Annotated in this window: 22 protein-coding genes; 5 read left to right on the forward strand and 17 right to left on the reverse strand. The window is 48.7% G+C overall.

Features of this window, described 5'->3' with window-relative positions; all coding sequences use genetic code 11:
• From Q0413_RS03445 to Q0413_RS03460, 4 genes are all read left to right on the forward strand, one after another.
• A partial coding sequence (locus Q0413_RS03445) for a hypothetical protein (RefSeq protein WP_298987337.1) occupies positions 1-182 on the forward strand: 182 nt, incomplete at its 5' end.
• A 201-nt stretch (positions 183-383) separates the two neighbouring features.
• Positions 384-1,193, forward strand: coding sequence for an SMI1/KNR4 family protein (locus Q0413_RS03450; protein WP_298987340.1), 810 nt, complete (start codon positions 384-386; stop codon positions 1,191-1,193).
• Positions 1,194-1,328: 135 nt separating this feature from the next.
• Positions 1,329-2,258, forward strand: a complete 930-nt coding sequence (locus Q0413_RS03455) for a DUF4299 family protein (protein WP_298987343.1) — start codon at positions 1,329-1,331, stop codon at positions 2,256-2,258.
• 183 nt (positions 2,259-2,441) lie between these two features.
• A complete protein-coding gene (locus tag Q0413_RS03460; protein WP_298987346.1) occupies positions 2,442-2,711 on the forward strand; it encodes a hypothetical protein in 270 nt (89 codons plus the stop codon).
• A gap of 81 nt (positions 2,712-2,792) precedes the next feature.
• Here Q0413_RS03460 and Q0413_RS03465 read toward each other — a convergent pair whose 3' ends face one another.
• From Q0413_RS03465 to Q0413_RS03475, 3 genes are all read right to left on the reverse strand, one after another.
• Positions 2,793-3,773 carry a DUF3137 domain-containing protein gene (locus Q0413_RS03465; protein ID WP_298987348.1) on the reverse strand — a complete coding sequence of 327 codons (981 nt, stop codon included), beginning with the start codon at positions 3,771-3,773 and terminating at the stop codon, positions 2,793-2,795.
• A 141-nt stretch (positions 3,774-3,914) separates the two neighbouring features.
• Positions 3,915-4,343 carry a hypothetical protein gene (locus tag Q0413_RS03470; protein ID WP_298987350.1) on the reverse strand — a complete coding sequence of 143 codons (429 nt, stop codon included), beginning with the start codon at positions 4,341-4,343 and terminating at the stop codon, positions 3,915-3,917.
• Positions 4,344-4,812: 469 nt separating this feature from the next.
• Positions 4,813-5,607: a tetratricopeptide repeat protein gene (locus Q0413_RS03475; RefSeq protein WP_298987353.1), complete on the reverse strand. Its 795-nt coding sequence runs from the start codon at positions 5,605-5,607 to the stop codon at positions 4,813-4,815.
• Between the two features lie 95 nt (positions 5,608-5,702).
• On the opposite strand from Q0413_RS03475, the gene Q0413_RS03480 reads away from it, so the two are divergent.
• A complete protein-coding gene (locus tag Q0413_RS03480) occupies positions 5,703-5,906 on the forward strand; it encodes a hypothetical protein (RefSeq protein ID WP_298987355.1) in 204 nt (67 codons plus the stop codon).
• Positions 5,907-6,018: 112 nt separating this feature from the next.
• Here Q0413_RS03480 and argS read toward each other — a convergent pair whose 3' ends face one another.
• The 14 genes from argS to Q0413_RS03555 all read right to left on the reverse strand — a co-directional run.
• Positions 6,019-7,815 (reverse strand): arginine--tRNA ligase, encoded by a 1,797-nt coding sequence (gene argS, locus Q0413_RS03485; protein WP_298987357.1) that lies wholly within the window; start codon positions 7,813-7,815, stop codon positions 6,019-6,021.
• Between the two features lie 5 nt (positions 7,816-7,820).
• Entirely contained in the window at positions 7,821-8,036 is a 216-nt protein-coding gene (tatA, locus tag Q0413_RS03490; RefSeq protein ID WP_177388991.1) for a twin-arginine translocase TatA/TatE family subunit, read from the reverse strand.
• A gap of 11 nt (positions 8,037-8,047) precedes the next feature.
• Positions 8,048-8,662: a guanylate kinase gene (gmk, locus tag Q0413_RS03495; RefSeq protein WP_291936305.1), complete on the reverse strand. Its 615-nt coding sequence runs from the start codon at positions 8,660-8,662 to the stop codon at positions 8,048-8,050.
• Positions 8,662-10,752 (reverse strand): hypothetical protein, encoded by a 2,091-nt coding sequence (locus Q0413_RS03500; protein ID WP_298987360.1) that lies wholly within the window; start codon positions 10,750-10,752, stop codon positions 8,662-8,664. The genes gmk and Q0413_RS03500 overlap by 1 nt, the downstream gene beginning before the upstream one ends.
• Before the next feature lie 57 nt (positions 10,753-10,809).
• Complete coding sequence (locus Q0413_RS03505; protein WP_298987362.1) at positions 10,810-11,451, reverse strand: ABC transporter ATP-binding protein; 642 nt, start codon at positions 11,449-11,451, stop codon at positions 10,810-10,812.
• Between the two features lie 2 nt (positions 11,452-11,453).
• Positions 11,454-12,518 (reverse strand): translation elongation factor Ts, encoded by a 1,065-nt coding sequence (tsf, locus tag Q0413_RS03510; RefSeq protein ID WP_298987364.1) that lies wholly within the window; start codon positions 12,516-12,518, stop codon positions 11,454-11,456.
• The gene (gene rpsB, locus Q0413_RS03515; protein WP_297880676.1) at positions 12,518-13,315 is read right to left on the reverse strand and encodes a 30S ribosomal protein S2; all 798 of its coding nucleotides are present in this window, start codon (positions 13,313-13,315) and stop codon (positions 12,518-12,520) included. Before rpsB ends, tsf begins: the two co-directional genes overlap by 1 nt.
• 280 nt (positions 13,316-13,595) lie before the next feature.
• On the reverse strand, positions 13,596-14,735 hold the full coding sequence (gene iadA, locus Q0413_RS03520; protein WP_298987366.1) for a beta-aspartyl-peptidase: 1,140 nt from the start codon (positions 14,733-14,735) through the stop codon (positions 13,596-13,598).
• Between the two features lie 294 nt (positions 14,736-15,029).
• On the reverse strand, positions 15,030-15,764 hold the full coding sequence (locus Q0413_RS03525) for a polyphenol oxidase family protein (RefSeq protein WP_298987376.1): 735 nt from the start codon (positions 15,762-15,764) through the stop codon (positions 15,030-15,032).
• Between the two features lie 10 nt (positions 15,765-15,774).
• Positions 15,775-16,638 (reverse strand): riboflavin synthase, encoded by an 864-nt coding sequence (locus tag Q0413_RS11235; protein ID WP_366939643.1) that lies wholly within the window; start codon positions 16,636-16,638, stop codon positions 15,775-15,777.
• Positions 16,639-16,739: 101 nt separating this feature from the next.
• A complete protein-coding gene (locus Q0413_RS03540; protein ID WP_005872020.1) occupies positions 16,740-17,060 on the reverse strand; it encodes a c-type cytochrome in 321 nt (106 codons plus the stop codon).
• Positions 17,061-17,339: 279 nt separating this feature from the next.
• Positions 17,340-18,893: a cyclic peptide export ABC transporter gene (locus Q0413_RS03545; RefSeq protein ID WP_298987369.1), complete on the reverse strand. Its 1,554-nt coding sequence runs from the start codon at positions 18,891-18,893 to the stop codon at positions 17,340-17,342.
• A 326-nt stretch (positions 18,894-19,219) separates the two neighbouring features.
• Positions 19,220-19,981, reverse strand: a complete 762-nt coding sequence (locus tag Q0413_RS03550; RefSeq protein WP_298987372.1) for a hypothetical protein — start codon at positions 19,979-19,981, stop codon at positions 19,220-19,222.
• Between the two features lie 64 nt (positions 19,982-20,045).
• Positions 20,046-20,162 (reverse strand): hypothetical protein (locus tag Q0413_RS03555; protein WP_298987377.1); only part of this gene is annotated, 117 nt, incomplete at its 5' end.

Here is a 20,162-nt window from a genome sequence, read left to right on the forward strand (position 1 = left end):
GATGTTTGCCAAAAACCCGCGAAGCGGCGCGTGGAGCCTGTATTATGATTTCGATTAGGCGCGCGAAATGTAAATTTAGCTCGCTCGTAAAATTCCGCCGCTTTAAACGGACGCCGGGAGCGAGTAAATTTACGATGAAATTTTATTGGCGCGCGGCTTTGAGCCCGCTCGGTGTGGATTAAATTTTAACGGCGCCCGATCTAGGTTAAATTTAAGCCGTCGAAAGATGAGCCGTATAGATGCAGGCGAGCCGAATACAGCGAGCGGGCTGTGAAAAATTCGGCACCGTAAAATTTTAAAATTTTATAGCTCGAGATTTCGGCTTTGAGCTTAAAATTTAAGACGCGCTTGAAATTTCAACCCGCAAATTTAAAGGAGCGAAAATGAACGCAAACGAGCTTGCAAACATCTGGCGCAGGCCGATCTACCTGCCCTATCTACAAGATCCGCTCACGCCCGAGGCGCTGAGGACCGCGGAAGAGGAGCTAGGACGCACCCTGCCGCGCGAGCTAGTCATGATGCTAAGCATCCAAAACGGCGGCTACCTGCGCTACGAGCTGGAGGGCTACCCGCTAGACGCCATCGGCGGCATCGGCGAGGCGTATCCGTCGCTTACGCGCTTTAACTGGGGCGAGGAGCGCAAGTGCGTGAGCTTCGAGCTTAACGGGCTGGTGCCATTCAGCGGCGACGGGCATTGGTATCTGTGCCTGGACTACCGCGCGAGCGAACGGCCCGCGGTCGCCTACATCGACGTCGAGTGCGATGAGCAAAGCATCATCGCGCAGGATTTCGCTTCGTTTTTGGCGCTTTTGCGGCTCGATGCGAGCGGCAAGATCGCGGTGCAAACGGGGCTCGATCTAAATGGCACAAAGGCGCGGCTGGAGGAAATTTTGAGCGTGCGCGCAAGAGCTGCCGATCCGCAGCTTTACGGCTTTAGCGTGTATAATTTCGCTCGCGAGGGCGGCGTGCTGAGCCTTAGTCCGAACGAGGTTCGGCTCGGATTTTCCAGGCGGGGCGAGCGGCGGTTTAAAGAGCTTAAAAACTTCAGCGAGCCCGCCCTGCGCTATGCTGAGCTGGACGCCGGCGCGATGATACTGGACGTTTTCAAAGAGGAGCTGATGGATAAAATTTTGCGCGAACTAAAGAGTGCAGGCTTGTGCGCACAGAGCCTAAAAGACGCGGTCGGCGCGTAGGCTTTCGCGATTATTAGCGTAGTTTTGCGACGGCGCGCTCGTGCAACCAGCAATGCGGGCTTGCGAGCGCAAATTTAGCTCGCCGCGGCGGGTAAAATTTCACTATAATTTTGCCGTTTCAATAAGGAGAAAACGATGAGCGTAGAATTCCGCGTCAAAAACAAAAAGCGACCGCTATTTATGGGGTATTCGGACGCTATGAGCGTTAGCAAGGCATTGGATCTGCTGCCCGATCTATCGGTGTTTGGCATAGACGAGAGCGCCGAGGACTTTGACGAAAAGGCGTTTTTAAAATCGCCTTTGAGCGAGTATGAGTGTCTGATTTTGGGCGTGCGGGGCAAGAGCGGGCGCGGAATGGAGCTAAGATATAATGAGGAGCAGCAAAGCTACGCCGTGCGCGTAAATACGCCCGCGACGATCTTTGATTGGGTTTTGGCGATCTCGTATCTACAGGCGCTATCTAAGCAGCTAGGAAGCGAGATCACGGATGAAAACGGCGAAATTTACACTCACGACAGGATAGAGCAATTCTACTACGAGCGCGATATAGCGGCGGGGCTACATTCGATAGATCAACACTTAAGCGGCGATACGGAGGTAAATTTTTGCTACGGGGTGCAGAGGCCTTTTGCGATAAACCGCGCGATGATGGATGAAATTTTAGCCTCGTATAACCCCGCCGCCGAGTTTGGCAAGCGGCTGAGCGAGGTGCAATATCTTGACGCTTACAGCGCGCACCAGAGGTTTTACCGAAATGGAGATGACGGCACGATAATGGGCTCATACGCGCTCACGCAGGACCTGCCCACTATCCTGCCCTACAAGCCGTTTGTGGAGTGGCAAAACGCGGAGATGCTGAAAAATAGCGACGTAGCGCGCTGGCAGATCGCGCTCATAGGCATAGAGGGCGACGAAAACGACGCCGGTAACTACTGCGCCATCGCCGAGCTGGAATATGGCGAGTTTATCGCGCGGCTGCCGAAGCAAAACTACCGCTTCATCGATGCGAGCTATATTTTGGTTGACGGGCTAAGCGCCGAGCAGCTAAAGGCGCTGGCGGGCTAAATTTTACTTGCGGTGAAATTCTACAGGGCTTCATCGAGGATTGAAGCCGCAAAATTTAAAGGGGCGGAATTCGCGGTAAATTTCGCGGCGCGCGAAATTCTAAAAGATGGAATTTTATCGCAGCGGAATTTTTAAATTTATATCGCGGTGAAATTCCGTCGTGATAAAATTTAGAAAGTCTAAATGAAAAAGACCTACTACGATCTAAAAATTTACGATAACGGCATGATGCGGGGCGTACTGCAAGAGGACATTGAGGCATTGCCGTTTTTCGGCTACTGGCAAAAGATGAGTCTTGGCTCGACGCAGGGCATATACATAGACGAAAGCGGCAAAGAGCATAGGCTCGTCTATCTGCACGACTGGGAAAAATTTTGCAGATTATTCGCTCGCGAACAGGAGCTACTTAAGCGCGCCCCAGTCGGTAGCGAAAATGAGCGATCCAAGCCGTAGCGGATCTCGATCGGCAGCGGAGAATAACGGCGATCCTAGCTGCAGCGCAAGTAAATTTTAGCCGATAAATAGCGGCGCGCATTAATCAGCCAAAATTGCCGCCCCGCTTAAATCCGGGTTTAAATTTAGCTCGTCTATGATAGATAAAAGCTCTGAAATTTCCTTTTTGATCCCCGCGGCGTCCTCGAGGCTAGGCGGCGGCGAAAAGAGCGTCGTTTCAAACTTATTTTTCGCTCCGTTTAAAAATAGATAAAATTTATCGTCCATAAACGCCGCGCTCACGCCCATTTTCCCCGCGAATTTTTCCTTTAGCTCTCGCAGACGCTGCATAAACGCGGGCGTCAAAAGATATCGCGCCTCTACTCTATCATCCGCAAAGACCCTAAATTCTTTGCTAAAAAACACGTCGTCCATCTGCTCTTTTTCGCCCAAAAATCTGGTGTTTAGCGTGCGGCTCGCGACTATAGTTTGCCCGCTAAATTTCTTGTAAAACTCGCAGACCAAGACCGAGCCGCTGAACGCCTGCATATCCTTCATCGTCGACCATGCAAAAATTATCGCGGATAGCAAATTTAACGCCGCCGAGTCGCCGATTTCCAGCGTCGCGCCGTTTGGGATGCGGGTCGCTTCGCTGAGGTTAAATTTGACGCCGTTATAAATGCCTCCGATTTGATCTTCGGCGCGAAACTCATCGGGCGAATAGATGCCGATTTTGCGAAATTCTTTACGGCTGATGCCGGCATTCGGATCGTAGTTAAAATTTGGATCTGTGCTCCGAATAGCGGCGCGGACGAAAACGTCTTTATAAAACGCTTTGTAATCCCCCAGCTCGTCGATCACTCGGCCCCTGTTAGCCATTAGCTCGGCTTGAAAAAACGGAATATAGATAATGATGAAAAATAGCGGCGCAAGGCGATTTTCAAAAAGATGCCCTACGGCAAACCCGCCGCCCACGGGCAGCGCTATTATAAATAAAATTCCTAAAAACAGATACTTTACAAATGCTAGCCGGCACTCTTTTTGCTTTTTGGCGGTAGCAACTATCGCCTCGTTTATATTCAAAATTTTACCTTTTTCTAAATTTACGCAGCGGATTTCGCGCCTGGAGCGAATTTTAGCAAAATTTACGCCGCAAAGATACGGCGGCGCGAGTAAATTTTATTCGGCGGATTAAATTTATGAAATTTACGCCGCGGCAGCGATCTACTCGGACGTGCGTTGATTTAGCCACGCTCTTAGATTGCCCGCACCCTCTTTTAGCACCCCAAATCCTGCGGCGGCAACACAGACAAAATTAATTAGAGAGCCCCTCCCGCCGACATTTAAAATCCCAAAGCCTACGATCCACAGCGCCGCGCCGAAACCCAGCGTGCACACGGCGGTCGCGATCCCCAGCTTACGGCGCAAAGGGCTTGGTTTGCGTACCACCTGAACTCGAGTGATCACGTAGCTGCCCGCATATCCTCCGCGGATGAAATACGCGCGCGCAAGCTCGCCCTCTTCTACGGGGATATCGTTAAACTCGCCGCGCAGCTTCACGCCGTCTATCTCGAAAAATACCCAAATTTTGCTATTTCCTCTTGCGGCGTGGACGCGGAGATTTCGAACCTCGCCCGTGATCTCATATTCCAATTTGTCTCCTCAAACAGCTTTGCATTTTGCTTCCGCGCTAAATTTCGCGTCGTAAAATTTTAAAATCTAAATTTTGTCTTGCTTGCAGCACTGCCCATGAAATTTTAAAGTTGAGATTCTGCAAGCCCTAAATTCAGAGCTAAACCTTAAAATTTCATAGCGATAGAATTTCAAGTAAAGCTCCGCCGCTAAATTTGGCTAATCGCATGCATGGGCTATCTACGCCTTGCCGAATTTCGCACGTCGCAAAATCGCGGCGAAATTGCGCGCGCTACAAAAGCTCACAAACCCGTCTCGGCAATATCGCAGGCAACCTCATATCGCAAAATGAGCATACTATGACTAGCAGCGCAAATATGCGGTGCAAGGCGGATAGCACAATAGACGCCATACGACAGACGGTGCACGGCGAGCAATACAAAACAGACGACGTGCACGGCAGGCAGTACAAACCGAAATGTGCGCCGGGCTACCGACCGCCCTGCTTCTTTAAAATTTTCTCTTTTATAAACTCGTAGAACTCGCAGGATTTTTTATTGCCCGCGTCGCAGCCCTTTTTGACCCATCCAAGCCCCTTGGAAAATCCGCGCAGATCCCCCTCGCTCAGATACAAATAGCCTAAATTATTGCAGGCATCGCCGTAGCCCAGCTCGCAGGATTTGGTGTAAAGCTTCTCCGCCTTGTCGCGATCCTGCGGCGCGCCGAGACCCTTATCATACGCAACGCCAGCGTTATAACAGCTATCCACTAGCCCGCCGTCACAGCCTCGCTCGAAAAAGCTCACCGCCTTTGCCGGATCCGCCGCAAGCCCAAAACCGCCTATGAAATAGACTACGCCCGCATTGTGGCAGCTCTTGGCATAGCCCAAATCGCAGGCCTTGGCGTAGCGCTGCGCGGCGGCAACGAAGTCCCTACTCAGGCGCCCTCGCTGATATAGGTTGCCTAGCTTGTGGCAGGCTACGGCGACGTTTTTATCGCACGCTGCGGCATAAAATACGCCCGCTTGCGCCACATTGCCCTCGCCGTCGTATAGGGCACCCAAATCAAAGCAGCTATCTTTCTCGCCCGCCTCGCAAGCCTTAGCAAGAGCGGGCTTGGCGCCGTCGTAATCTCCGCGGGAGAGCTTGTCGCGCCCCAATTGCGCGCAGCTTACTCCGTCGCCGCGGTAGCACTTAAACGACAAAACGGGTGACGGCCAAAAAAGCACCATAACCAAGATGCAAACGGCGATAGAAAGCGCCGTTATGTCGATGATCTTTCTCATATCTATCCTTTTTGCGGCGATGCGCCGCGGGGTTTAAGGAGCACTCTTACAGGCAAATCCCGCCAAGGAGAATTTTACGAATTAAATTTTGTCGCATGAAATCTAATCTGCACAAAAATTTTAGTACCTCAAGCCTTGTTTTAAAATTTTACTTCGAACTTCCACGCTGCAAAATTTTAAAATTTCGAAATTCCGCAAGCGGTAAATTTGCAGCCGAATTTAAATTTTACGAACAGCGCAGTGGCGATACCGTAAAACAGCTCGTAAAATTTTTAAAATCGAAATTTTACGAGCTGTAAATTTAGAACTAGCCTTAAAATTTCATAGAAGTAAAATTTCGCTTTGTATTTTAAATCATAAAATTTCGTTCGTGAGATTTAGGGATATCGGCGCGAAATGTAGCCTGCGCGGCTACATTTTCTCTTTTGCGCTTAGGCCCATCAGAGCAAACGCCGTGCGGATGCTAAGCGCCACGAGCGCGAACAGCTTGAGCTTCGCATCCTCGTTCTCGCTGCCTACGACGCGGTTTTCGTTGTAGTATTTGTGAAAGTCCGCCGCGAGCGCCTTTAGGAAATCGGGCAGCTTCTGCAAGCCGCGCGAATTAAATGCGTCGTTTAAAATTTCATTCAAGCTAAGCGCCGCAAAAGCTAGGCCGAGCCCCGCTTCATCCAGCGTGCAGAAATCCGCGCCCAAGACGTCCGCCTCGCGCTTGCCCGCTTTGGTAAAAATTTGATTGACCCGCGCGTGGGCGTAGTTGATGTAAAAGATCGGATTGCTGCTGTCCTCGCGCGCGAGCTCGTCCACGTCGAACTCAAGCGGCGTCTCGCCCTTTTTGCTGATGAAGATAAATCGCATCGCGTCTCTACCGATCGCGGCGAGCACGTCGCTCATCAAAATCGCGTTGCCCGCACGCTTGCTCATCTTGTAGGTCTGCCCGTCTTTGAGCAAATTTACCATCTGCATTAGGATGATCTCGAGCCTGCTTTCGTCGTAGCCCAGAAAATGCACGGCGGCCTTTAAGCGCGCGATGTAGCCGTGGTGATCGGCGCCCCAGATGTTGATGCAGCGCTCATATCCGCGCTCAAATTTGTTGTTGTGATAGACGATGTCGCCCGCAAGATAAGTCGGACGCGCATCCTCGCGGATGACGACGCGATCCTTTTCGTCGCCGAGCTGCGATGAGCGGATCCAAATTTTGCCCTCCTGCTCATACATCTTGCCGCTGCGCTCAAGCTTCTTAATCGTAGGCTCAAGCTCGCCGTAGAGGCTCTTTTCGCTAGCCCAGTTTTGGATATGAATGCCCGCATCTGCGAGATCTTTTTGGATGATCTTTAGCACTTCGTCTTTAGCAAACTCCGCAAGGATCAAAACGCGCGATTCGTCGCGGAAAATTTCATCGCCGAATTGGGCGCGCGCAAGAGGGATGATCTCGTCGATATACTCGCCGCGGTAGTATTTCTCGGGATAGCTCACGTCCTCGCCCGCAAGCTCGCGCGCACGAAGCGCGATCGAAGTGCCCAAAAGCTCGATCTGATTGCCCGCGTCGTTGATGTAATACTCGGTATCGACGCGGTGCCCCAGATAGCCTCCGATGCGTGCAAACGTATCGCCGTAAACGGCGCCGCGCACGTGCCCGATATGAAGCGGACCGGTCGGATTGGCGCTAATGTATTCAAGCAAAATTTTTTGCGGCATAGCGGCGGAATTCTGCGCCTCATCGCAATTTGATGCTACGACGGAATTTGACGCCTCTTCGGAATTCTGCAAAATAAAATTTTGCCTAGTGGTGGAATTCTGTGATTTAGCAGCGTCATTGCCGCTCGAAGCCAGATTTGCAGCGTAACCTTTGCTAGTAGGCTCACTCGCGCAAAGCTTTTCCGAAGCCGGTAAAATTCCACGTCCGAGCTTCGCGTCATTTTTCGCAAAATCGCCACCCAGGCTAAGAGCATTTTTAGCAAGAGCGCCCAACACGGCAGGCTTTAGGTGAAAATTTAGATAGCCGTTCACCGCCGTAGCACTTAGAATTTCGCTATCTTTAAATTTAGCCGCAAGCTCCTCGGCGATGAGCTTAGGCGCCTTTCGCAGCTCCTTAGCCAGCGCGAAAGCCTCGGGCGAGGCGTAATGAGCCAAACTTTTATCTTTGGGTTTTTCTAAAACGACTTTGCGAGATAAAATTTTAAAAATTTCGTTTAAGACTAAATTTTTCAAATCCCTTACGCCTTTTTAGTATCGCTGATTTCGGCGTCTTTAACCTCTTGCTCCATCTTTTTCTCGACCTTTTGCGGTTCGTCGTCCTCTTCCATCTCTTTTTTGAAAGTCTTTATGCCCTGTCCTAGACCCTTTGCAAGCTCTGGGATTTTTTTCGCTCCGAACAGCAACACAACAACGATCAAAACAATCAGCCAGTGTCCAATACTCATAGAACCCATTTTTTTCTCCTTTAAATTTTCCAAATTTCGATTAGCTTGCCTATGTCGCGGCTCGCCGTTTCTAGTTTGATAGTTTTGTAGATTGATCTTAAATTTTCATACGCCGCTTCCAGGCGGTCGTTTATTATGAAATAATCATACTCGCCTAGGCGCTCCATCTCCTCTTGCGCGTTTTGTAGGCGCAAAGCAATATCGGCGGGATCATTATCGCCACGAGCGCGCAACCTATCTCTAAGCTCCGACAAGCTCGGCGTAGTAATAAATACGCTAGTAAGCTCGCTTTTAGGCACTTTGCTACGCACGATCTCATATCCTTGCACATCGATGTCAAAAATCACGATCTTACCCCGCTCAAGCTCGCTCGTAGCGGCTTTTAGCGAAGTACCGTAGTATTTGCCGTGGACCAACGCCCACTCTAAAAACTCCCCGCGCTCAATACCTGCGCGAAACTCGCTCTCGCTTATGAAATGATAATTCACACCGTCCGCTTCGCCTGCACGCATTTCACGCGTCGTAGAGGAGATCGAGAAGTATATCTGCTCGCCGAATTCTGCGATAAGACGCTTTATGAGCGTGCTTTTGCCGCTACCGCTTGGACCGGAAACGAGCAAAATTTTGCCTTTCACTATCTATCTCCAAACGATATGTCGATATTGATCTTAAAGTCCTTCAGCGCGTCCTTAGCGTCCTTACTGCCCGCAAATTTCTCGATCGTGTTTGCGATGCCCGCTTCTAGATCATCGCGCAGTTTGGTCTTCAGCTCCTCAGCGCTCGGTTTTTTGCTATGCTCGTTGCGCAGCGGCTCACTTTTAGAGCTAGGCTCTAACTCGCTTGCCATAAGGCTGGCAAACTCCGCCGCAGCCGAAGCGGCAAGCTCATTCGGCATAGCTTGCGCGCCAAATTTCATCTCATTTACCTGCTCGGACGCGCCGAATTTATGCGCTTTAAATTCGGTGCGCTCCGAAGGCTTTGAAGCATTAAATTTTATCTGCTGCGCGGCGCTCTTTGCGAGCTTGCCGGATTTAAATTGCTCGCTATCCGCAGAGTTTGCGGCAAACGAGTTTGCAAAATCGCCCTCCATAGCGCGCAAAAATCCGTCCGTAAACCCGCCGACAACGCTATCAGCTTGTTCTCTTTGCTTCGGTAAATCTGAGGCATCTAATATGTGCGGCAAGTTTAGCTCCGAAAAATTCGGCGCAGGAGTAGAATTTGTAGTCCCGATATTGCTAGAATTTGTAGAAGCTGCAAAATTAGCGGAAGCCGCAAAATTGGCGCTAATTGAATCCCCTGCTTCATTATGAGCAGACATAGACGCATTCTGTGCAAGTCTGCCGGTAAATTCCATACTTTGAAACGGAACGGCGTTATAAAGATTTTCACGAGGTATATCGCCCGCACCCGCTAACGCAATCGGCGTATCTGAAGCGACCTCGTATTGAGACGAAATTTGCGTTTTTTGAAAATCCGTAGCCGCTATATTTTTATCATGCGCAGATCTTTTATCCTCTTTTTCATCGGAAGCAAACGCAGCCGCGGCAAAATTATCATATCCGCCAAACTCCTCCACGGGCATGCCGGCACTATCGAAAAGCCTGGAAAAATCCATATCAAATCCGCTGTTAACAGGCGCGCCGGCTGCATCTTGCACTACTTGCGAGGCAGAATTTTTTTCATCTGTTTTATAGGCAAATGAGCCGTCTGACTCATGCTGTTCAAGCGTAACGTCCGCAGAGTCTTTCGCTTCCTCTAGATTAGGCGCAGCGTCTGCTTTTTTTTCAACAGTAGTTTCATTAGGGCTGCCAGCTCTTTGCGACTCGTCTTGCTGCGCAAGCGGTAAAGTTTCGCTTGCCTGTGCGACAAGAATTTCATCTTCTGTCTGCGATTTATTTGTTTTGAAATTCTTAGGATTTTCATCGTCTAGAGCTACTAAAGCTATCGGAGCGTCATCCTTTGCGAGTGGAATCTCGCCCTGGAGTGTGTGATTATTTTCAGCAGGCTCGCTTGCGCCGATACTATTTAGCGGCACATCCTCAGGGATATCGCTAGTAGCTAAGTTTAGAGGCATATCATCTGCGATATTATCCGCAATCTTTTCTGCGACGGCGTTAAGCGGTGTATCATCAGAGATAGTGTCCGCAAGAGCCGCTTCATCTGCAAGCTGTGAGAGCGGAATATCATCTGCGATCTCGTCCGTGCGCGGCATATCACCTACCAACTGCGAAAGCGGCACATCATCTGCTATCTCGGGCGCTATGTCGCTTGCCAGCTGCGAAAGCGGTATATCCTTACCAGAGTCATAAAAGCTATCCACAAGCTCTTCAAAATTACTGCCCGAAGCGGAATTTGCCTGATCAATCGCATCGATCTCTTTCATCACAGAGCTTGCATCGGCAAATTCTTTCGCCATTTTTTCTTTCGCCTGCACGCTCATATTTTGAACCGAAAATTCGCTAATAAACGTAATGAGCTCAAGCGGCGAAAAAGGCTTGGTAAGGGTGTATCGCGCTCCTGAGGCCGAGACATTCTTAGGCGTCAGAAACAGCGTTTTATTAAGATCAAATTTTGAAATATCGTCGCCATCTTCATAATTTTTTATCGTCAAATCATATTCACTCTCGTCTGCACTATATGCTACCAGATCCGCACCGATGCGCTCGCAGCAAATATTTACGACACTTGCAACCTGCTCATTGTGATTGTCAAGTAGAATTTTCATTTATGACCTTTTAGAAAGAATTTGGGCTATTGTAAGATATTTTTGGTTATTAATTGCTTATATTTGCGCTAAATTTCGGTTATTTAGTCGATAAACTTTGCAGCATTTTTGCGCTAAATTCTCATCGTGGGTCACGAGCACGAGCGCGCCACGACTGGATTTTACGTAATCAAAGATCACGCTCATGACCTCGTTTGCGGTATCCTTATCTAAATTTCCCGTAGGCTCGTCGGCAAAGATTATGCGCGGCTTTTTGCAAAGTATGCGAGCGATGCTCACGCGCTGCTGCTGTCCGCCGCTAAGCTCGCCCACGCCTTGAGCAAGCGTGTGTTCTATCTTAAGCTTTTTTAAAATTTTCTGATCTATTGCGTTATTCGTAAGTTTGGCGGCGAGTTCGATATTTTCGCCGGAGGAAAAACCTTTAAAAAGGTAGTGGGATTGGAAAATTATACCGAAGTCGTTGCGGCGGATTTTAAGTCTCTCATCGGAGCTTAGCTCGTAAATACTGCGCCCGCCGTAGATCACCTCGCCCGAGTTTGGTTTTAAAAGCGTGCATAGAATATGAAGTAGAGTCGATTTACCGCAACCGCTAACGCCCAAAATAGCGATGCTCTCGCCCTCCCCAACGCTTAGGCTTACATTTTCAAAGAGCGTATAATCATACGCGTGAGTAAGATTTACGCCCTTTAGAAGTTCCATATTTAGCCGATTTGAGCCGCTACTTCGGCTGCGAAGTCTTCGCTCTTTTTCTCTAGGCCTTCGCCCACTTCGAAGCGGACATATTTTACGATCTCGATCTTGCCGCCTAGTTTTTTAGCCTCTTCGTCAATCACCTGCTCGACGGTTTTCTTGTCGTCCATTACATAAAATTGCCCTAGCAGTGTGAGACGCTGATCGATCTGGGTATTGTCGGCGATGAAGCGATCGATCTGGCCGGGTAAAATTTTATCCCAAATTTTTTCAGGCTTATTTTGCTTGCGAAGCTCATCTTTTAAAACTTCGATCTCTTTGGCTAAAATTTCGTCCGTTAGATGCGCACGCGAGCCAAATTGCGGGATCTTATGAAGCGGTTTGCCCAAGCGCACAAACTCCTCATTTTCTTTCTCAAACTCGCCTTTAAGAGCTAAGAATTCCTTCTCGATAAAATCGGGATCAAGCTCTTTATAGCTGATGACCTGAGGTTTCATCGCGGCTGCATGCATGCAGAGATTTTTTATAAGCTCCTTCGCACCCTCCGCAGTCCGCTCGCTATCGCAAGCTGCTGCAATAATGACGCCTACTCGACCGTTTGAGTGCAGATAACCGTTTACCACGCCGTTTGCGCCTGCCTTAATCGTCTCAAATCTTCTAACGACCAAATTTTCGCCGATCGTAGCGATCTGGCTTTTTAGATGCTCATCAAATTTAACGCCGTCGATGATGCTGGAATTTAGCTCATCAATACTGCTAATGCCCTTGCTTTGGATATGTAGAGTAGTATTTTTAACTAAATTTATAAAATTTTGATTTTTAGCTACGAAGTCGGTTTCGGAATTTATCTCGCTTATGGTTGCGATCTTGTGATCCGCGCCCACTTCGACGCTTACTAAGCCCTCGCTAGCTAGGCGGTCGGCTTTTTTAGCAGCCTTTCCTAAGCCCTTTTCGCGAAGCAGATCGACGGCCTTATCCATATCGCCGTCTGTTTCAACTAAAGCCTTTTTGCAATCCATCATCCCCGCTCCGGTGCTTTCGCGGAGCTCTTTTACCATTTGCGCGCTGATTTCCATTACTCTTCGTCCTCGCTTACGTCAAAATCCTCTTCGCTCATCGCCTCGGCTACGACTTCCTCTTTCTCTTCGTCGCTGACGGCTTCGCTCTGCTCGACATCCTCGCTTGCGTCTTGATCGCGAAGTGCCTTGCCTTCGTTGATCGCCTCAGCCATCTCTTGGCAAAAAAGCTGAACTGAGCGGATCGCATCGTCGTTGCCAGGTATCGGGAAATCGACTACGTCCGGATCGCAGTTCGTATCCAAAGGCGCGATAACCGGCATTTTTAGGCGGTTAGCTTCCGCTACGGCGATCTTTTCTTTTACAACGTCGATGACGAAGATCATATCGGGAAGGCCCTTCATATTGCGAATGCCACCTAGATAAAGCTCAAGCTTCTCTTTTTTGCGGCGAAGCATTAGCGCCTCTTTTTTGGTTAGTAAATTTATCGAGCCATCCTCTTCCATGGTCTCGATTACTTCGAGCTTGCGGATCGATTGCTTGATAGTAGAAAAATTCGTCAGCATGCCGCCTAGCCATCTGTGGCTTACATAAGGCATGCCGCATTTTTCGGCGTACTCTTTTAGCGTCGCGCCGGCTTGTTTTTTGGTGCCTACGAAAAGTATCGTCTTGCCCTCGGCAGCCGCGTCGCGCACGATATTATAAGTGTAGCGAAAGTAGCGGATAGTTTTTTGTAGATCTATGATGTAGATACCTTTTCTCTCGCCGAAAATGAATTTTTTCATCTTCGGATTCCATCTGCGTGTTTGGTGTCCGAAATGAACGCCGCACTCTAGCAAATCTCTCATTGTTACCATGAGTTTTCTCCTTGTGGGTTTCCCCGAAATTTAGGTTTCTCCTCCACACCCATTAACATTTGTTTTTGACAAACGCAACCAAATTTTAGGATTGGTGTGTGTGAATTGAAGCTTGGATTATATTTAAAAATAGCTAAATTAAAGCTAAATTTAATATAATCCAAGCATCGGCGTGGTTAAATTTTGCGCTGCAAAGATAAGACGACCGCAAGGGACGTGAGCGAAATTATTCGTCAAATTTAAATTCGCCGAATTTAAAAAGCGGCATCTGCTTCAAATTTCACTCAAAAAATCCCTTTTTCACGAGCTCGCCCTCTTTTACGCAAAACTCCCCTTTTGCGATCACGCTATCTAGGTTTAGGGCTTCGTCAAATACCGCAAAATCGGCGTCAAAGCCTACTTTTATCTCGCCCTTGCCGCTTAGATTTAGGTATTTTGCGACGTTTTTGCCCATCATACTCAGCGCTTGCGGGATGGTTAGGATTTTATTTTTGACGCAGGCTTGAATGACCTGCAAATTCGTCTCGCACGAAGCACAGCCGTAGCCCACTAGCGCGCCGTTTTCGTCAAATCTAGGCACACTGCCGTTGCCGTCCGAGCTCATCGTTAGACGCTCTAAATTTAAGCCGTTTTCAAGACCATAGGCGATAGCTTCGTGAAGCGGGGCAAATTTACTTCCGCCGCTCGTGATGTCGATGTAGCCGCCCATTTTTTGAAATTTGATCGCTTCGTCAAAGAGCTCCTTCGTCCGCGCGCAGTGCGTCGGCGAGAAATAATTAATCGGGAACGAATAATCCTTGATCACGCTAAAAATCAGGTCAAATTTATCCGCGAGCCCGCCCATATGCATATGCAGCACGCCGCCTTTTTTCGAGATCATGCCGCCGATGCGGATCTGCGTTAGGGTCTTGATGAGCTCCTGCGCGGTCGGGTAGCTGCCGCGGTTGTCGCTCATCGCGATCTTACAGCCGATGACCTTGTCGATGAGCACCAGATCGCGCGTTACGGAGCCCGTAAATGTGACGCTAGGCAGCGCGTAAGAGCCCGTGTGGATGAAGGTCGAAATGCCCTCGTATTCGAGCGCTTTGGCTTTTGAGTAGAGGTTTTCCAGGCTCCTCGTGCACCCGTCGGTGCCCAGCGTGCCTACGACCGTAGTGGTACCGTAGCGAATGATTTGCGATAGGGTTATTTCGGGCGTTCGCGAGTGATAACCCGCCTCGCCTCCACCGCCCGTGATGTGCACGTGCTGATCGATGAGTCCGGGCGCTAAAATTTTGCCCTCTAGATCATAAACCTCAAGCCCCTCGACTCGAAAATCAAGCCCCTTGGAAACGGCTAAAATTTTACCTCCGCCGAGCAAAACGTCGCTCCTACCGACGTGCTCTGGCGCGTATAGATCGGCATTTTTAAGTAACAGCATATTTTCTCCTTTGCTTTGGATTTTTGATTGTAAATTTTACGTTTTTTGGCTTTCTTGACTGCGATGTCGCGCGGTCATTTTACATCAAATTCGATAAAAACCGGATATTTCGATTTTAGTAGTCGAGGCGGATTTTTAAGTCATCGCGATGAAAGCGGTGAGTTTTTAAAAAGCTTATTTTGGCGGCATATTTTGGGATTAATGGATTAAATTTAGCCCGCTACGTTAAATTTTATAGCGTTTCGAGAAATTTTAGCGGACCTTGCGGAGAAATTTTATATCCTATTTTGCTTTTCATCGGCATGGCTTATTCATCACAAAGCCGCAGAAACGCCCCGTGACGCCATCTCTACGGTATGAAAAATGTCGCTCGCTCTCAAAAGTGCAACGCGGATCAAATTTAACGTTTCGCACACCTGCAGCTGCGAGCTCGTCGCGAAGTGCGGCGTTTAGATCGAAATGCCCCTGCATTTTGTAGCGCTCAAACTCGCCCAGATCAAGCCCGCCGAGTTCGTAATTTCTCGCCTTGATATTCGCGCCCACGAATACCTTCAGCTCCGCAGCGACGCAGCCGAAGCGCTCGCTCATCAAATTTATCGCATTGGTGCAGATCCGCTGGATTACGCCCGCGCGCCCCGCATGCACCGCAGCAACCACGCCGCGCTGCTCATCAGCGATCAGCACTGGCGAGCAGTCCGCTACCAGCACGCAAATCGCCACGCCGTGCAGATCGGTCACAAGCCCGTCGCAGGGCGAGATTTCATCGCTAGCTGCGCGTAAAATTTCAATTTTGTTTGAGTGGATCTGGCGCATAAATTTTAAATTTAGAGGCGCAATACCGAGCGCGGCAGCTAAAATTTCGCGGTTTTGCGCGACGTTTTGCGAATCGTCGCCCACGTGATCCCCTAAATTTAAGCTCGCGTAGGCTCCATCGCTTACGCCTCCTTCGCGCGTGCTAAAGCCCGCTAGCACGCCGCGTCCGTCCAATACAAACTCAAGATTTTCTCTGCAAATTTCGATTTTGCCCATCATGCGCCGCTTAATACAGGCTCAAAATTTTATCTACTGCGTCCCACGAAAGCCCGTCTTGCTCGCCCTCGGCGCTCCCATCGCGTGCCATATCTGTGCCGAGACCGACGATCTGTCCGCCGGCAAAGCGTAACTGCGCCGCTACGTATCGCGCGAGCAGATCGGTTTCAATATTTACGCGGCGCCCAATTTTGTAGCTCCCAAAGAGCGTATTTTTGAGCGTGAGCGGGATGATCGTAAGGCGAATGGCGCAGCTTTGCGCTTCGCTCTTTAAATTTACGCCCAAGGAGTTTGGTTCGCGAATGGAATTTGAGCTGCTAGAATTTTGCCCGCGCAAGCTTGATCCGATAAAATTTGCGCCGTGCAAACCTTCGAGATCTTTGTGAGTAAAATTTCCGCCGTCAAGACCTTGGCCGTTAAAATTTCGCCCGTGCGTGCCGCCGCCTTCAAGCACTTCGTTGATCGTTAAGCTCACGCCATCGATCGCTACCGAGCCTTTCGGTGCTAGCAGCGGCGCTATGTGCAGCGGCGCGCGGATGAAAAAATCGACGCCGCTTGCAAGCTTTGAAATTTTATAAATTTCGCCCACGGCATCGACGTGTCCTTGGATCAAATGCCCGTCTATGCGATCCCCAATCCGCATCGCTGGCTCGATATGCACCGAGCCGCGCAGGTTTTGTGCGACGATGACGCATGCTGTCTCGCTCGAAAGCTGAACCGCAAATCCGTCCGCAAAAAGCCGCGTCACGCTCAGGCACGCGCCGTTTACCGCGACGCTATCGCCGAGTGCGGGGCGGTATCTCGCGCGCAGTCGCAGCAAATCGCCGCTAAAGCTCGCAACCTGCGCGATCTCTCTGATCAGTCCGTTAAACATTATGAGCCTTTGGAATTTTTACGTGATATTAGCGTAGAATTTTGAAATTTAAGGTTAAGCGAAGCTCGGCGAGTGCGAAGCCCGCCGAATGAAGTTTGAAATTATTTTTTAGAAACGATGAAATCGGCTAGCGCTTCGATCGATTCGTCGTTAAGCGAAGCTGCTTGACCTTTCATAACGCCCATCATGCCAAATTTTCCCTTGCCCTCGCCTAGAGTGCCGTCTTTGTAGCCTTTTAGGCTAGCGATAATATCTTCCTTACTTAGGGTGTTTAGCGCAGGTACTTTGCCGCCAAGATAAGGCTTCTCGGCGTTAGCTCCATGACAGGCCACGCATTTTTTATACAATGTAGCGCCGTCTGCGGCGAATACACTCGAACTAAACGCCGCCAACGCAGCACATGCAATAAGAACTTTTTTCATTCCTATCCTTTCTTTTTAAATTGTGGGTGCAGTATAATCAAAATTTAGTAAATTTCGGTTAAATTTTTGCAATTTGCGCTAAAGAGGCGAAATTCTATCTACTGCAAACTTTAGCGTAGAGGCTCAAAGCGGAATTTATGCTGTAAAATTTTAAGCAAATTTTACCTTCCCGCTGAAATTTCAATCGTAGAATTTCGCAGCGAAATTCTAAGGCGAAATTTCATCTAGATGTCAAATTCCATCGCGAAATTTTGCGCAGAATTTTAAAATTTCGCCGCTTTACTTTATGCGCGAAATTTCGCCTCTTTGCATCTTATAAATTTTATCTGCGGCGCCGAAGTATTTATCATCGTGCGAGATCGCAAAGATCGTGTATCCGCGCGATTTCAGCTCAGGCAAAATTCGCTCGTAAAACTCCGTGCGAAACTGTGGATCGAGATCAGCCGCAAACTCATCGAGCATCAAAAATTTTCGCCCGTCCATCAGCACGCTTACGAGCGCTAGGCGCTTGCGCTGCCCGCTAGATAGGCTCGTGGTGCTAAATTTAGCCCCCTTTAGCTCAACCTTATCCTGCAGGTGCGTAAGCGCCAGCCACTCGCGCGCGATGTCCGCATCGCCCGTAGCGTAGTCGAAGAGATAAAAATCGCTGAAAACCGCGCTTATGTTGTTGCTGTAGGCGCGCAGATCAGAGGGTTTAAGGGCCGCGCCGTCGGCTAAAATTTCGCCTGCTTGCGGCGTATAAAGGCCCGCTAAGATCATAAAAAGCGTCGATTTTCCGCTGCCGTTTTCGCCGATTAAAAACACCGTCTCGCCCGCATTTAGCTGCAAACTTACCCCTTTTATACCAAATTTCCCGCCGGGATACGAAAAGCTTACATCCTTAAGCTCCAGGCTGCGCCACGGCTGCATTTGCGCAAGCTCGAAGCCCTGCACGAACGGGTCTAAGTTCAGCTCATTGATCTTCGCGTAGGCGATCTTTGCGCGCAACACGCTAGGAAGCGAGAATATGAGCATCATCAAAGGCGCGCGCAAAAAAAGCACCGTAAGCGCGATCGTTACGGCGTTTGCAAGCTCCGCTTTGCCGCCGCTGAGCCCAAAATAAAGCACAAATCCCACCGCGCCTAGCATCATTACGTTCATAAAATTACTCGCAAACGCGCCGTAAACCTCGGCTCGTAGCGAGCTTTGGCGTAAATTTTGCGCGTTGGGCAAAAAGTCGTTTTCGTATAGGCTCTTTGCTTTGGCTAGGCTTAGCGACAGCTCCTTGTGCCCCTCGATCGCCGCGGCGTAGTTTTTATACAAAACGTCCTCATTTTGGCGGTACAGATCGTAATTTTGCATGACTTTTTTCATCAAAAAGCGGTTGAAAATCATCAGCGCGCCTATCCAGACGAATAAAAACGCAAACATCATAGGCGCGATGTATAGCACGTAGATGCCGCAAAATAGCACGATCATCGCGCCTTGGATCAGCTCGGAGATACGCATAAAGCCCTCAGTCAGGCGCGAAATATCGCTAGAAAGGGACGCAAGCAGGTTCGCCTTCGACGCAGCCTCGATGCGCTCGAACTTCGTATCGATGATCTGCTTGATGATCTTGGTGCGCAGATCGAATACGAAGTCGTTTTCCATCTTGCAAAGCATGATGCGACTTAGCACCGAAAGCAGCAGAAATAGCGCCAAGAGCGCGAAAAATAGCGCGATGATCCTGCCGCCTCTTTCGGCGCCGTCAAGTAGATATTTATTGATAAAGCTTAAAATCAAGATCCCAGAGCCGCTGTAGATCGCATTTAGCGCGAGCATCGCGAGGATTTGTTTGGTATATTTTTTCATCTTTCGCCCCAATGAAATTTGAGCGCAATTGTGGCAAAATTCGCTTGAAAAAACGGTTAAATTTTAAATCCGTTCTCATTTCTCTAGCGGAATTTTACCGGAGCTGCGTAAAATTCCGCCGTAAATTTATTCACTTTTGGCGCGACAGGAGCGATAAGCCCTATCTGTGTTTACACTCCTGACAGGAATTAGCAGATAGGATTAAATTTGACGGATTGCAAAATTTTGAATCAAATTTAAAAACCTAAAGCGGCAGAGAGTAAAATTTCAACTATATTTTTAAATTTTATAAGCTTTGCCGGCTCTGCTAAAATCCAAATTTAACTCTAAGCATCGCCCTTTTTATTGCGCTCCGTGATGAATTTGGCTAATAAATTTATCTCCAATTTACTCACTTCAAATAATGCCGTGATTTTCTTTTCGGCTAGGTCTAAATTTTTATTACAAACGACTTTGAAATATCTACGTAGCTCGGCGTAATCGCCTGGATCGCTGATCATAAAATTACAAAACAAACCGTTTTTGCCCTGCAAAAATATCATATCAAAAACGCTATCGACGCCACCTCCGAAGTGAAAAATGATCTGGGGCAAAAGCACCATGCAGATCGTCGCTAAAATTATAAAAATAGATGTCGCTACGGGCAGCACTACAAACATCGCCGCCATGATAACGACAAGAAATATTATGCCTGATTTACCGCCGACGCTATCTAGCCCGTAATGTATCGGAAGCGCGTAGGATACTGTTTTGTGAAGCTTTCGTATTTGACGCGGCGCAATTTCCGCAAAAATGTTACCGTCAATTATCTTGAGAATTTTATCATTATAAAAATAGACATAAGCGTTTCTATAGAAATTCATATCGAATTTTCTCCTGCCTATGACGAGCAAAAAGTATAATGAAATTTTAAATATATCGGAGTTGCCGCCAAAAAATACGTTTCTTAAAATTCCGAAAGCCATTAATGCGAGCATTAAAATAATCGAAATTTTTATGACTTGATTAGTTTCGTCTTTGATGACTAGCGGCTCTTTGTCGTAGTCTCTTGCAATTTTTTTCAGGCTTAAATTTAACTCATCTTGCATGCTCATTCCTATTTTGCCTGTGTAGTCAAATTCTACTACGGCTTTCTCACGCCAGACGCGCAGGTTATTTCAAGCCAAAATTTTGCTTGATGTAGATATGCAAAATATCGATCGCGGCGGGCGTTACGCCGCTGATCTCGCTCGCGGCAAAAAGCGTCGGCGGCGCGAAGTGGGTTAGCTT

It is taken from the genome of uncultured Campylobacter sp. (genome assembly GCF_938045465.1).
Taxonomy (GTDB): Bacteria; Campylobacterota; Campylobacteria; order Campylobacterales; family Campylobacteraceae; genus Campylobacter_B.

What these genes read in the sequence shown, in the direction of transcription:
- tsf (WP_298987364.1), bottom strand. Translation starts at nt 12,518, where the DNA reads ATGGAAATCAGCGCGCAAATGGTAAAAGAGCTCCGCGAAAGCACCGGA.
- Q0413_RS03455 (WP_298987343.1), top strand. Translation starts at nt 1,329, where the DNA reads ATGAGCGTAGAATTCCGCGTCAAAAACAAAAAGCGACCGCTATTTATG.
- Q0413_RS03550 (WP_298987372.1), bottom strand. Translation starts at nt 19,981, where the DNA reads ATGCAAGATGAGTTAAATTTAAGCCTGAAAAAAATTGCAAGAGACTAC.
- tatA (WP_177388991.1), bottom strand. Translation starts at nt 8,036, where the DNA reads ATGGGTTCTATGAGTATTGGACACTGGCTGATTGTTTTGATCGTTGTT.
- Q0413_RS03450 (WP_298987340.1), top strand. Translation starts at nt 384, where the DNA reads ATGAACGCAAACGAGCTTGCAAACATCTGGCGCAGGCCGATCTACCTG.
- Q0413_RS03480 (WP_298987355.1), top strand. Translation starts at nt 5,703, where the DNA reads ATGAAATCTAATCTGCACAAAAATTTTAGTACCTCAAGCCTTGTTTTA.
- Q0413_RS11235 (WP_366939643.1), bottom strand. Translation starts at nt 16,638, where the DNA reads ATGTTTAACGGACTGATCAGAGAGATCGCGCAGGTTGCGAGCTTTAGC.
- Q0413_RS03545 (WP_298987369.1), bottom strand. Translation starts at nt 18,893, where the DNA reads ATGAAAAAATATACCAAACAAATCCTCGCGATGCTCGCGCTAAATGCG.
- Q0413_RS03505 (WP_298987362.1), bottom strand. Translation starts at nt 11,451, where the DNA reads ATGGAACTTCTAAAGGGCGTAAATCTTACTCACGCGTATGATTATACG.
- rpsB (WP_297880676.1), bottom strand. Translation starts at nt 13,315, where the DNA reads ATGGTAACAATGAGAGATTTGCTAGAGTGCGGCGTTCATTTCGGACAC.
- Q0413_RS03475 (WP_298987353.1), bottom strand. Translation starts at nt 5,607, where the DNA reads ATGAGAAAGATCATCGACATAACGGCGCTTTCTATCGCCGTTTGCATC.
- Q0413_RS03460 (WP_298987346.1), top strand. Translation starts at nt 2,442, where the DNA reads ATGAAAAAGACCTACTACGATCTAAAAATTTACGATAACGGCATGATG.
- iadA (WP_298987366.1), bottom strand. Translation starts at nt 14,735, where the DNA reads ATGCTGTTACTTAAAAATGCCGATCTATACGCGCCAGAGCACGTCGGT.
- Q0413_RS03500 (WP_298987360.1), bottom strand. Translation starts at nt 10,752, where the DNA reads ATGAAAATTCTACTTGACAATCACAATGAGCAGGTTGCAAGTGTCGTA.
- Q0413_RS03540 (WP_005872020.1), bottom strand. Translation starts at nt 17,060, where the DNA reads ATGAAAAAAGTTCTTATTGCATGTGCTGCGTTGGCGGCGTTTAGTTCG.
- Q0413_RS03525 (WP_298987376.1), bottom strand. Translation starts at nt 15,764, where the DNA reads ATGGGCAAAATCGAAATTTGCAGAGAAAATCTTGAGTTTGTATTGGAC.